Annotated in this window: 10 protein-coding genes; 7 read left to right on the top strand and 3 right to left on the bottom strand. The window is 70.9% G+C overall.

Translation table 11 applies throughout. From position 1 onward, the window contains the following. Window positions 1-130 precede the first annotated feature (130 nt). The gene (ychF, locus tag KUM44_RS40780) at window positions 131-1,219 is read left to right on the top strand and encodes a redox-regulated ATPase YchF (protein ID WP_217214817.1); all 1,089 of its coding nucleotides are present in this window, start codon (window positions 131-133) and stop codon (window positions 1,217-1,219) included. Window positions 1,220-1,380: 161 nt separating this feature from the next. Here the strand turns inward: ychF and KUM44_RS40775 are convergent, their stop codons facing one another. Then, window positions 1,381-2,403, bottom strand: coding sequence for a DNA-directed RNA polymerase subunit alpha (locus KUM44_RS40775; protein WP_217214816.1), 1,023 nt, complete (start codon window positions 2,401-2,403; stop codon window positions 1,381-1,383). A gap of 539 nt (window positions 2,404-2,942) precedes the next feature. Between KUM44_RS40775 and KUM44_RS40770 the strand changes: the two genes are divergently transcribed. Then, the gene (locus tag KUM44_RS40770; RefSeq protein WP_217214815.1) at window positions 2,943-5,147 is read left to right on the top strand and encodes a DEAD/DEAH box helicase; all 2,205 of its coding nucleotides are present in this window, start codon (window positions 2,943-2,945) and stop codon (window positions 5,145-5,147) included. A 172-nt stretch (window positions 5,148-5,319) separates the two neighbouring features. Further along, window positions 5,320-6,150 (top strand): oxidoreductase, encoded by an 831-nt coding sequence (locus KUM44_RS40765; RefSeq protein ID WP_217214814.1) that lies wholly within the window; start codon window positions 5,320-5,322, stop codon window positions 6,148-6,150. A gap of 92 nt (window positions 6,151-6,242) precedes the next feature. Here KUM44_RS40765 and KUM44_RS47020 read toward each other — a convergent pair whose 3' ends face one another. After that, window positions 6,243-6,368, bottom strand: coding sequence for a hypothetical protein (locus KUM44_RS47020; RefSeq protein ID WP_302186115.1), 126 nt, complete (start codon window positions 6,366-6,368; stop codon window positions 6,243-6,245). A 323-nt stretch (window positions 6,369-6,691) separates the two neighbouring features. Between KUM44_RS47020 and KUM44_RS40760 the strand changes: the two genes are divergently transcribed. Next, window positions 6,692-8,269: a S8 family peptidase gene (locus tag KUM44_RS40760; protein WP_217214813.1), complete on the top strand. Its 1,578-nt coding sequence runs from the start codon at window positions 6,692-6,694 to the stop codon at window positions 8,267-8,269. Between the two features lie 7 nt (window positions 8,270-8,276). Here KUM44_RS40760 and KUM44_RS40755 read toward each other — a convergent pair whose 3' ends face one another. Beyond that, window positions 8,277-9,494, bottom strand: a complete 1,218-nt coding sequence (locus KUM44_RS40755; RefSeq protein ID WP_217214812.1) for a serpin family protein — start codon at window positions 9,492-9,494, stop codon at window positions 8,277-8,279. 94 nt (window positions 9,495-9,588) lie between these two features. Between KUM44_RS40755 and KUM44_RS40750 the strand changes: the two genes are divergently transcribed. The 3 genes from KUM44_RS40750 (at window position 9,589) to KUM44_RS40740 (ending at window position 12,267) form a co-directional block, all read left to right on the top strand. Beyond that, a complete protein-coding gene (locus tag KUM44_RS40750) occupies window positions 9,589-10,815 on the top strand; it encodes a DUF4190 domain-containing protein (protein ID WP_217214811.1) in 1,227 nt (408 codons plus the stop codon). Between the two features lie 159 nt (window positions 10,816-10,974). Next, complete coding sequence (locus tag KUM44_RS40745; protein WP_217214810.1) at window positions 10,975-11,727, top strand: GntR family transcriptional regulator; 753 nt, start codon at window positions 10,975-10,977, stop codon at window positions 11,725-11,727. A 351-nt stretch (window positions 11,728-12,078) separates the two neighbouring features. Further along, a complete protein-coding gene (locus KUM44_RS40740) occupies window positions 12,079-12,267 on the top strand; it encodes an SPOR domain-containing protein (RefSeq protein ID WP_217214809.1) in 189 nt (62 codons plus the stop codon). Window positions 12,268-12,439: the final 172 nt, after the last annotated feature.

Genomic DNA, 12,439 nt, shown 5'->3' with positions numbered 1-12,439 from the left:
GGCCGGGTACGCCGTAGACTGGTGGATCGGCCCGTGCATCTGCGTCGTCTGCGTCATCGCAGCGAAGATCGAAGAAGGACCGGGCCCCGCCCAGCCGCCTGAAGTCCTCTCACGTACGGGAAGTCGCAACGTGTCGCTCACGATCGGAATCGTCGGTCTGCCGAATGTCGGCAAGTCGACCCTGTTCAACGCCCTGACCAAGAACGACGTGCTGGCGGCCAACTACCCGTTCGCCACGATCGAGCCGAACGTGGGCGTGGTCGGCGTCCCCGACACCCGTCTCGGCAAGCTGGCCGAGATCTTCGGCTCGCAGCGCATCCTCCCGGCGACGGTCGACTTCGTGGACATCGCCGGCATCGTGCGCGGCGCCTCCGAGGGGGAGGGCCTGGGCAACAAGTTCCTCGCGAACATCCGTGAGTCCGACGCGATCTGCCAGGTCATCCGCGCCTTCAAGGACGAGAACGTCGTCCACGTCGACGGCAAGGTCTCGCCCAAGGACGACATCGAGACGATCAACACCGAGCTGATCCTCGCCGACCTCCAGACCATCGAGAAGGTCCTGCCCCGGCTCCAGAAGGAGTCGCGGATCAAGAAGGACATCGCACCGAAGGTGAAGGCCGTCGAGGAGGCCAAGGAGATCCTGGAGAAGGGTGACACGCTGTTCTCCGCGGGCATCGTCCAGGGATCCGGCAACGAGGAGCTCCTGCACGACCTGCACCTCCTGACCACCAAGCCCTTCCTCTACGTCTTCAACGTCGACGAGGACGAGCTGGTCGACGACGACTTCAAGAACGAGCAGCGCGCCCTGGTCGCCCCCGCCGAGGCGATCTTCCTCAACGCCAAGCTGGAGGCGGACCTCGCCGAGCTCGACGAGGAGGACGCGATGGAGCTGCTGGAGTCGGTCGGCGCCGAGGAGCCCGGCCTCGCCACCCTCGCCCGCGTCGGCTTCAACACCCTCGGCCTCCAGACCTACCTCACGGCCGGCCCCAAGGAATCCCGCGCCTGGACCATCAAGAAGGGCGCCACCGCCCCCGAGGCCGCCGGAGTCATCCACACCGACTTCCAGAAGGGCTTCATCAAGGCGGAGGTCATCTCCTTCGCCGACCTGGTGGAGACCGGTTCGGTGGCGGAGGCCCGCGCCAAGGGGAAGGCGCGGATGGAGGGCAAGGACTATGTGATGCAGGACGGGGACGTCGTGGAGTTCCGCTTCAACGTGTGATCATGCGCATTCGGCACGTTGGCTGCTGAGTCAAACGTGCAGGCCAGAAGGGGTCGGACTCCGTCGAGTCCGACCCCTTCGTCGTCACCGTGCTGGACGGTGCTGGATATTCTGACGTGGAGCAGTCCGGCGGCAGCACCGGCCCCGACGCGGCGCGGCGTTCAGTACTGCTCGGTCTCCACGAAACCGGCGTCCGTGTCGTTGCTCGCGCCGAAGGCGTCGGCAGCGGCGGTCGGGTCGAATCCGGGCGGACTGTCCTTGAGGCCCAGGCCCAGGCCGGCCAGCTTCGCCTTGACCTCGTCGATGGACTTCGCACCGAAGTTGCGGATGTCGAGCAGGTCGGCCTCGGAGCGCGCCAGGAGCTCGCCCACGGAATGGACGCCCTCACGCTTCAGGCAGTTGTACGAGCGGACGGTGAGCTCGAGCTCCTCGATCGGCAGGGCGAGATCGGCGGCGAGGGCGGTGTCCGTGGGGGACGGGCCCATGTCGATGCCCTCGGCGTCGATGTTCAGTTCGCGGGCGAGACCGAACAGCTCGACCAGGGTCTTACCGGCCGACGCCATCGCATCCCGCGGACGCATGGCCTGCTTGGTCTCGACGTCGACGATCAGCTTGTCGAAGTCGGTGCGCTGCTCGACACGGGTCGCCTCGACCTTGTACGTGACCTTCAGAACCGGCGAGTAGATGGAGTCGACCGGGATACGACCGATCTCCTGGCCCACCTGCTTGTTCTGCACGGCGGAGACGTAACCACGGCCACGCTCGACCGTGAGCTCCATCTCCAGCTTGCCCTTGCCGTTGAGCGTGGCGAGGACGAGGTCGGGGTTGTGCACCTCGACACCGGCCGGGGGCGCGATGTCGGCGGCGGTGACCAGACCCGGGCCCTGCTTGCGCAGGTACATCACGACCGGCTCGTCCTGCTCACTGCTCACGACCAGCTGCTTGATGTTGAGGATCAGATCGGTGATGTCCTCCTTGACGCCCGGCACGGTGGTGAACTCGTGCAGGATGCCGTCGATGCGGATGCTGGTGACAGCCGCGCCGGGGATCGAGGACAGGAGGGTGCGGCGGAGGGAGTTGCCAAGGGTGTAGCCGAAGCCCGGCTCCAGGGGCTCGATCACGAACCGGGAGCGGAACTCGTCGACTACCTCTTCGGTCAGGGACGGACGCTGAGCAATCAGCACGGGGTGTTGCCTCCAGTGGTTTTGCGCCCGCTATGTGACGCCGTAGACATGACGAAGGGTACGGGTCATACGGCGGTACGGTCTCCGGCGAGGCGGAGCCGCCCGTCTGACCAACTCGGCCAGGAGGCTTCGACTCCCAGCGTCGCGCAGCTCCGAGGAAGCCAGGCCCAACTGACCGGTACGACCGGATGACGGCCCGCAGCAAGCCGAAGAAGGGGCAGGCCGGAGCGGAGGGCTGTCGGGCGGCGACGAAGAAGTGGCGGGCGAAGACGGACCAGAAGATCGTCCGGCGACGACAGGACACCGCCCGCAAGGCAGCGGACGCGGCGATCGGCGCCACGAAGACGGCCCTGATCGAGAGGGGCCGTAAGCACGGGCTCAGAAGGAGGGAATCCCCCGCCTTCAGGCGGGGGAGCAGTCACAGTAGATGGGGGCCACTGCCGGTCAGTGGGACCGCGGACCGCCGCTCGGACCCGCCCGCACCCGGATGGCAGGATGCGAGGACGCGGCGGGAGGGGCGGGAAGGGGGCCGGGGCGCGATGGGGCGGAGCGAGCGGGAGACGGTGGCCCGGGGCGGGCGGCTGTACGAGGCGGCACAGGCGGTGGCCGGCGACCACGCGCGTGCCGTGGAAGCCGTACGGGAGGCCCTGGCGCCGATCCACGACGACCTGGCCCGGCGCGAGCTGGACGTCATCCCGGTGGCCCGGCTCAAGGACGTCACGGAGGGCAGGCTGCGGCTCGGCGAGGTGGAGAAGGGCGGGTTCCGGACGGTCGGACAGGTGCTCGATGCCGGGCCGTACCGGCTGCGCCAGCTGCCCGGGGTCGGACAGCAGACCGCCGACCAGACGGTGGCCGCGGCCAGGCGGATCGCCGACGCCGTACGGGACACCATCGCCGTACACATCGACGTGGACCGGCCGGAACCCCGGACCACCGCCCTGCTCATGGCGCTCGGCGTGCTGGTGGAGGCGGGCCCCGAGGCGCGCCGGGCCGTCGACGCGGCCGAAGCGCTGACCCGGCGGCTCGGCCCGCTGCTGGCCGAGGCGGGGCCGGTGGCCGGGCGGCTGCGCATGCTGTTCGCCGGGCAGGCCAAGCGGGAACGCGCGCTCGCGGCCGCCGCCGAGATCCGCGCCCTGACCGAACGGGCCGACCAGGACGGCGTACCCGAACTGCTCGCGCAGGCCTCGGTCGACCTGTTGCGCCGCCCGGAGTCCGAGCCGGCCGCCCTGGTCGACTTCGAGCTGCGCTCCGCCGAGTACTACGGCCTGCTCGCCGAGGTCTCCGGCCGCGCTCCCGACCCCGCGGCGGCCGAGGGGTTCCTGCCGGACGAGGTGGCCGAGCGGGTCAGGGCCCAGACGCTCGACGACACCCACCGCCGGGTCTCGCTGCGCGGCTACCAGGCCTTCGGCACGCGCTTCGCCCTCGCCCAGCGCCGCACGATCCTCGGCGACGAGATGGGGCTCGGCAAGACGATCCAGGCCATCGCCGCGCTGGCGCATCTCGCCGCTGCCGGGCAGAGCCACTTCCTGGTGGTCAGCCCGGCCAGCGTGCTGATCAACTGGACCCGGGAGATCGAGAAGCGCAGCACGCTGCGCGTGACGCCGCTGCACGGCCCCGACCGGCAGGAGGCGTTCGCCGACTGGAAGGGCCGCGGCGGCGTCGCGGTCACCACCTTCGACGCCCTGCGCGGCTTCCCGGCGCCCGGCGTCGGCGAGCTGGGCATGCTCGTCGTCGACGAGGCGCACTACGTGAAGAACCCCGAGACCCTCCGCTCCAGGACCGTCTCCGCATGGGCCGGGACGTGCGAGCGGGTGCTGTTCCTGACCGGTACGCCGATGGAGAACCGCGTCGAGGAGTTCCGCAGCCTGGTGCGGATCCTGCGGCCCGACCTGACCGAGGCCGTCGACGACCACGACTCGGTGGCCGGCTCGAAGGCGTTCCGCAAGGCCGTCGCGCCGGTCTACCTGCGCCGCAACCAGCAGGACGTCCTCACCGAGCTCCCCGCGCTCCAGCACACCGACGAGTGGGAGGAGCCCAGCGCGGCGGACGAGGAGGCCTACCGCGAGGCCGTGCGCGCCGGCAACTTCATGGCGATGCGCAGAGCGGCGTACGCCCGTCCCGAGCGCTCGGCGAAGCTGGACCGGCTGCGCGAGATAGCCGGCGAGGCCGCCGAGAACGGGCTGAAGGTCGTCGTGTTCTCCGGTTTCCGGGACGTACTGGGGGTGGTGCGGGACGCACTGGCGAACGCCGAGGCAGGGGCAGCGGGCACGGGTCCGGCACACGGCCGGGTCTTCGGGCCGATCTCGGGCAGCGTGCCGCCCACCCGCCGGCAGCAGCTCGTCGACGACTTCGCCGCCGTGCCCGGCCACGCGGTGCTGCTCGCGCAGATCGAGGCGGGGGGAGTGGGCCTGAACATGCAGGCCGCCTCCGTCGTCATCCTCTGCGAGCCGCAGCTCAAGCCGACCGTCGAACACCAGGCGGCCGCCCGCGCCCACCGCATGGGCCAGGTCCGCTCGGTCCATGTGCACCGTCTGCTCTGCACGGGCGGGGTGGACGAACGGCTCGTGCGGCTGCTGGAGAACAAGTCCCGCCTGTTCGACGCGTACGCCCGCCGCAGCGTGGTCGCCGAGTCGACACCGGACGCCGTCGACATCTCGGACCTCGCCCTGGCCCGCCGCATCGTCGAGGAGGAGCAGGCACGGCTGAACACGACGACCGCCGAGCCCGCGGCGGAACAGGCGTGAGCGGGGCACCGTACGGGGATCACGGCCGCCCGCCGGCACGCCTGCGCGTAGGCCCGTACGAGGGGACGGTGGGCGTCCTCGCATACGCCCGCCGCATCGTTGACCGGCCGGGTGACGAACCGCTGCCTGCCGCACGCTGGACAGTAGGCCGATGCGACTACGAGGAGCTGTCATGAACAAGGTGTGGCTGATCACCGGCGCGACCAGCGGTTTCGGACGGGCGCTGGTGGAGGCGGCGCTGGCGGAGGGCGACGTGGTGGTCGGCGCGGCCCGCCGGCCCGAAGGGCTGGACGACCTGGTGGCCGCGCACCCCGACCAGGCGGAGGCGCTGCGGCTGGACGTCACGGAGACGGGGGCGGCGGAAGCGGCCGTACAGGACGTCGTCGCGCGGCACGGACGGATCGACGTCCTGGTCAACAACGCGGGGCGCACCCACGTCGGCGCCTTCGAGGAGACGACCGAGCGGGAACTGCGCGAGTTGTTCGACGTGCATGTCTTCGGGCCGGCCGCCCTGACCCGGGCCGTACTGCCGCACATGCGCGAGCGCCGCTCCGGGGCGATCGTGCAGATGAGCAGCATGGGTGGACAGATGTCCTTCGCGGGCTTCTCGGCGTACAGCGGCACGAAGTTCGCCCTGGAGGGCCTGTCCGAGGGCCTCGCCGACGAGGTCGCCGAGTACGGCATCAAGGTGCTGATCGTCGAGCCGGGTTCCTTCCGCACGGCGCTCTTCGAGACCGGCCGGGCGGGAACGAGCACGGACAGCGGCCTGTACGCCAAGGTGGCGCAGACCCGCGCATCCGTCTCCGCGGGTGACGGCACCCAGCCCGGCGACCCGGCGAAGGCGGCGGCCCTGATCCGGGCCGCGCTGGAGGCCGAGCGGACCCCCCTGCGGTTGCCCCTGGGCGACGACGGGGTCACGGCCGTCCTCGGCCATCTGGACCAGGTGCGCGAGGACATCGGGGCGTGGGAGAAGTCGACGCGGGCGACGGCGTTCGACGACTGACGCCGTCCGGCCGTTCACGTCTGCCGTTCCGTGAGAACGGGGACAGGCCGCGACGCCAGGTCGGACGGCCTGTCCCCCCGCTCAGGAAGCGGTCACCAGCAGAGCTTGCTCAGGGTGTGGGAGTCGCACGGCATGGGGGCGGCGGGGGCGGCCGAAGCGGCGGGGGCGGAGACGGCCGCGAGTATGGCGGCGATGAAAAGGGCAGCTGCGTAGCGCATGTCGAACGTCCTTTCTGGGGCCCGCCAGGACACGTCGTCCTGGCGGAATGCCTCCCAGGCTTGCGTAGACCCGCACGGCCTGCACGTCGAAAGCTCACGGACAGTGATCGGGCGGCTGGTCGCCGTGCCGGTGGCCCGGCGAGGTGCTGGGGAGTGAAACCCCTTCCGGGCGGGCGGAGTTCGCCGTGCACGCCCCTTGTGCAATTCCTGTGGAGGCCTCAATCTTTCGGCTGACGCACAGGAGTGGCACAGGAAATTGACATGCTCCTGTCCACTTCGGGTTGCCCCCACCAGCGCACCACCGATCGAGGAGGACCCCTCAGATGGCAGTGATGCGTAACACCCGAAGAGACACCCGGCGAAGACTGGCCGCGCTCGGCGTGACGGCCGCCGCGGCCCTCACCGCGGGCCTCGTCTCCGCTCTCCCCGCCGCGGCCGCTCCCGAGGGCCGTATCCAGTACGCGGGCGCCGCCAACGCCGTGGCCGACAGCTACATCGTGACCCTGAAGGCGGACCACGCCCGTTCGGGTTCCCAGGCCGGGCGCACGCTCGTCGAGCAGTACGGCGCCGGCATCGAGCGCACGTACAGGAAGGCGCTCAACGGCTACGCGATCGAGGCCTCCGAGGCCGAGGCCAGGCGGCTCGCCGCCGACCCGGCCGTCGCCTCCGTGGTCCAGAACCGCACGTTCAGCATCGACGCGACCCAGACCAACCCGCCCTCCTGGGGCCTGGACCGCATCGACCAGAAGAACCTGCCGCTGAACAGCTCCTACACCTACCCGGACTCGGCCGGGCAGGGCGTGACGGCGTACGTCATCGACACCGGCGTGCGCATCACCCACAGTGACTTCGGCGGCCGCGCCTCCTACGGCTACGACGCCATCGACAACGACAACACCGCCCAGGACGGCCACGGCCACGGCACGCACGTCGCGGGCACGGTCGCCGGATCCTCGTACGGCGTGGCGAAGAAGGCGAAGGTCGTCGGCGTCCGGGTGCTGAACAACTCCGGCCAGGGCACCACCGACCAGGTCGTCGCCGGCATCGACTGGGTCGCCCGGAACGCGGTCAAGCCGGCCGTCGCCAACATGTCCCTCGGCGGCGGCGCCGACACCGCCCTCGACACGGCCGTACGCAACGCCATCGCCTCCGGCATCACCTTCGCGGTGGCGGCGGGCAACGAGTCGACGAACGCCTCCACCAAGTCGCCCGCACGCGTCACCGAGGCCATCACGGTCGGCGCGACAACGAGCTCGGACGCCAAGGCGAGCTACTCCAACTACGGCTCGGTGCTCGACCTCTTCGCGCCGGGCTCGTCCATCACCTCGGCCTGGAACTCCGGCGACTCGGCGACCAACACCATCTCCGGTACGTCGATGGCGAGCCCGCACGTGGCGGGCGCGGCCGCGCTCCACCTCGCCGCCAACCCCACGGCCACCCCGTCCCAGGTTGCCTCGGCCCTGACGTCCGCCGCCACGACCGGCGTCGTCACCAGCCCCGGCACGGGCTCGCCCAACCGCCTCCTCCACGTCGGCGGCGGCACGACCACCCCGCCCGGCCCGCGCTTCGAGAACACCGCTGACGTCGCGATCAGCGACAACTCCACGGTCGAGTCCCCGGTGACGGTCTCCGGCGTCTCCGGCAACGCGCCCTCTTCCCTGGCCGTCGAGGTCCACATCGTGCACACGTACATCGGCGACCTCCAGGTCCAGCTGATCGCCCCCGACGGCACGGCGTACACACTGAAGTCGTACGGCACGGGCGGCAGTTCGGACAACATCGACACCACGTACTCGGTGAACGCCTCCTCGGAGACCGCGAACGGCACGTGGAAGCTGCGCGTGAGCGACAACGCGAACTACGACACCGGACGGATCGACGCCTGGGCGCTCCAGCTCTAGCCCGACGTCAGTAGTCCTCCTCGTCCTCGCGGAACGGCTCCGGGTCCATGACCCAGCCGGCCGCGAGGACGAGCCGCGTGTGCCGGTGCAGCGCGAGGAAGCCGAAGGGGCGATCGAAGCCGGCCTTGACGGTGGTGGTCACCCAGCGGGGCTTCGGCATCCCGGCACCGGCCATGCCGAAGGCCGTCACCGCGGCCGCCTCGAAGCCGCGGGCACCGAACCTCGCCACCGCGGACTGCCGGGCCGACCCGACGTACAGAGGAAAGTCGCCGATGCCGGGAAAGTGACCGGGGCGCTGCTCCCGCAACGCCGTCGTGAGCCCGAACACCTCGTGGTGGTCGAGGAGATCATGGTCCGCCCGCACCGCGTACGCCACGGTCCGGACCTCCAGGGTCGGCGGCTCCGGCGACGTGGCGCGCTCCTTCACGACCCACAGACCGGGGCCCACGTCGCCGTACGGGAGCCGGGGCCCCGCGACGACGGGATGCCGACGGTCCAGGATGCCCACCCCCGCCGCCAGCACCTGCCCGGGCGTCATCCCCTCCTCGCCCAGCAGCAGATGAACGTCGATCGCACCGTCGCCCAGTACCTTCAGTTCGGTGACATGCCCCTGCGGGGTGTCCGCCACGCCGATCCGGTCCAGCAACGTGCTCTTGCGCCACAGCCCCAGCACTTCCCGCCCGGACCACGGCCCGGCCTCCGGCATCCAGCACGACTCCCGGAACGGCTGGAGCCACGCGGTCCGCAACGCCAGCGCACTCGCCAGCACCATCTCGGTGTCCTCGTCCAGCAGGACGGGCATCGCGTCGATCAGCCCACCGGTCCGCTTCACCGCCCAGGCGTCCAACGCCGCCTTGTCGGCCGCCGCATCCCCCGTCAGCACCCCGTGCGCCTCAGCGGGCAACCCCGCCTCCCAGCGCTCCCGCAGCTCCAGCGTCCGCTTGGTCCACAGCCCGAGCGCCGAGTCCAGCCCGCGCATCGCCCCCGTCGCGCCCAACAACTCCCGCGCCGCATCCGCCGCCTGGTCCGCCGGCAGCCCCAACGCGTCGGCCAGCTCCGCCTTCGCCGCACCACCCGCCCCGTCCGCGAGAAACGCGAGCAGCGGCCACACGCCCGCCGCCGAGAAGACCGTGCCGCCCGCACCGTCCTCCGAGGCCCGCACCGCCCCCGCCCATCGCGCGGTGAGCGCGTTGGCCGCCCGGATCGTCGCATTCGTCACCCGCATGACATCCCCCCTCGTCCCCCGCTTACCATTCGCCCAAGTCGTACGCCCGTTCCCACTCCCCGGCGCCGCCGCCTGAACCAGGAGCACGGTACTCGTGTCCATACCTCCGCCTGCCGGCCCGGAACAGCCCCAAGGGCCGTACGGGCAGGGCCAGCACCCGTCGCCGTCGCCGTACCCGCAGGGCGCAGCCGGTGCCCCGGGACCGTTTGCGCACCCGTACCAGCCCTATGGCGGCCCCTACGGCCCCTACAGCCCCCACGGTCCCTACGGCCGTCCCGTCCCCGTCAACGGCGTCGCCATCAGCTCCCTCGTCCTCGGCGTCCTCTGCTTCGTGCCGGCCGTCGGACTGGTGCTGGGGCTGATCGCGCTGGCGCAGATCAGGAGGCGGGGCGAGCACGGCAAGGGCATGGCGGTGGCCGGTTCCGTGCTGTCCTCGGTCGGGCTCGCGCTGTGGGCACTGGCGCTGTCCACGGGGTCCGCCTCCGACGTCTGGGACGGCTTCAAGGGCGCCGCGAGCGGCGAGGGCACCGCTTACGCGCTCGCCAAGGGCGACTGCTTCGACACGCCGAACGGCGATCTGGAGGGCGACGCCTACGACGTCGACGAGGTGTCCTGCGCCGGCGAGCACGACGCCGAGGTGTTCGCCGTCGTCACTTTGCCGGGCGGCTCCTTCCCGGGCCACGACGAGATCGAGCGGACCGCGGACGAGAAGTGCTACACGCTCCAGGGCGACTACGCCATGGACACCTGGGCCGTACCGGACGACGTGGAGGTCCACTACCTCGTCCCGTCCCGGCAGAGCTGGCGCGACGGTGACCGCGAGATCACCTGCATGTGGGGCAGCACGGCCGAGAACGGCGGCCTCACCGGCTCGTTGCGCACCGACCCGACGACGCTCGACGCCGACCAGACCGCCTTCCTCACCGCGACCAACGCCATCGACACGGCCCTGTACGAGGAGCCCTCGGAATACCCCGAGGAGGACCTGGCCCCCAACCACGCCTGGGCGAAGGACGTCCACGCCGCGCTCGGCGAGCAGATCGAGGCGCTGCGCGGACACAGGTGGCCGGCCGATGCCGAGGAGCCGGTCGCCGATCTGATCGACGAGATGGAGGCCGCCCGCAAGGAGTGGTCGCGGGCGGCCGTGGCGAAGGACGTGGACACGTACTACACGCACTACGAACGCGGGTACGAGTACGTCGACGGCCCCACGACCGTCACCGCGCGCAAGGCTCTGGGCCTGGACACCACGATGCCGACGCCCTATGAGGACGACTCCGAGGACGGCGGGAGCGGGATCGTGGGTGTCGTCGATGTGTGAGCGGAGGTGTGAGCGCGGCTATAGCGGGGAGAAAGTGCCTGCGTAAAGCCCCCCGGGGCCACAAGTCATCACATCGAGTGATTCTCTGGCCTTTGCTTGCACGGGACAACCCACGGTTGCCACGCTGTTGCTGTCTGTACAAGCTGATGGGAGCGGCCAGTGACTTTCGGTGAGCAGCCGGCCTACCTGCGCGTCGCGGGTGATCTCCGCAAGAAGATCGTCGACGGTTCGCTGCCACCGCACACCCGACTCCCGTCCCAGGCCCGCATCCGCGAGGAGTACGGCGTCTCGGACACCGTCGCGCTGGAGGCCCGCAAGGTGCTGATGGCCGAGGGGCTGGTCGAGGGCCGCTCCGGCTCCGGGACGTACGTCCGTGAGCGCCCCGTGCCCCGCCGGATCTCCCGCTCCGGCTTCCGCCCGCCGAACGGGGCCACGCCCTTCCGCCAGGAGCAGGCCGACGGCGAGGCGCGCGGCACCTGGGAGTCCAGCAGCCGGCAGGCCGAGGCGAGCGTCGCCGTCGCCGAGCGGCTCGGCATCCGGCCCGGCGACCGCGTCATGTGCACCAAGTACCTCTTCCGTGACGCCGGCGAGGCGATGATGCTCTCCACCTCCTGGGAGCCGCTCGCCGTCACCGGCCGTACGCCCGTGATGCTGCCCGAGGAGGGCCCGCTCGGCGGCATGGGCGTCGTCGAGCGCATGGCGGCCATCGACGTCGTCGTGGACAACGTCACCGAGGAAGTGGGCGCCCGCCCCGGCCTCGCGGAGGAGCTGCTGACGCTGGGCGGCGTCCCCGGTCATGTGGTCGTGGTCATCCAGCGCACCTACTTCGCGTCCGGGCGTCCGGTGGAGACGGCGGACGTCGTGATTCCGGCCGACCGCTACCGGGTCGCGTACCACCTCCCGGTGAAGTAGCGCACTTGTTCGTGAAGTAGCGCACACCTTCACCGCAGTTACCTCCGGCAGGGCCTCAACTCCCGTCCCTTCGCCCGCCGTTCGAATCTGGCCGTCTTCGCAGGTCGTCGCGAGCATGCGCGGTATGTCCGTGACCGGATGCGTCGACGTCTCCGCACGGCGCGTTCGTTGCCGTGCGCCCCCTCCGACTTGGCTGGTTGCGTACCTCTTTGTGAAAAGCCGTATTCGCAGCGTAAAGGTTAGGCGTAGGCTCGGGCATATGCGGATTGCGGTTTCCTTAGCGGGCGGGGCACGGCACAGGCCGCGAGCGGTACCCGGGCGGTCGTGGGCGGGAAGGAGCGGTGGGGCGCGATGAACGACAGCACGATCACTCTTCCTTGGCTCGTGATTCGCCAGGACGACAACGGCAATCGCTACCGCGTGGGCCGGTACGCGACCCGGGCAGAGGCCCAGAAGATCGCGGACAGCCTCGACAGCCGCGGCCACAAGCAGCTGTACTGGGTCGAACGACTCACCCAGAACAGCGACAGCGCGTCCTGACAGGCCGCAGCGCTGTGTCGCGCCCTGAGGGGGCGCGGGGCTGTGCCGATATGCGGCTCCGCCGCGTGGCGCGCGTCCTGAAGGGGCGCGGGGAACTGCGCGCTCGGCCGCGACGGCGCCGCAGTCGAAGGGCCGGCGTGTCCTGGCGTTCTGAGCGGAGCGCCTGGGCTCT

The organism is Streptomyces sp. AC550_RSS872 (assembly GCF_019049285.1).
Taxonomy (GTDB): Bacteria; Actinomycetota; Actinomycetes; order Streptomycetales; family Streptomycetaceae; genus Streptomyces.
The sequence above is the reverse complement of the archived record's forward strand: the minus strand, read 5'-3'. Positions and strand labels throughout refer to the sequence as shown.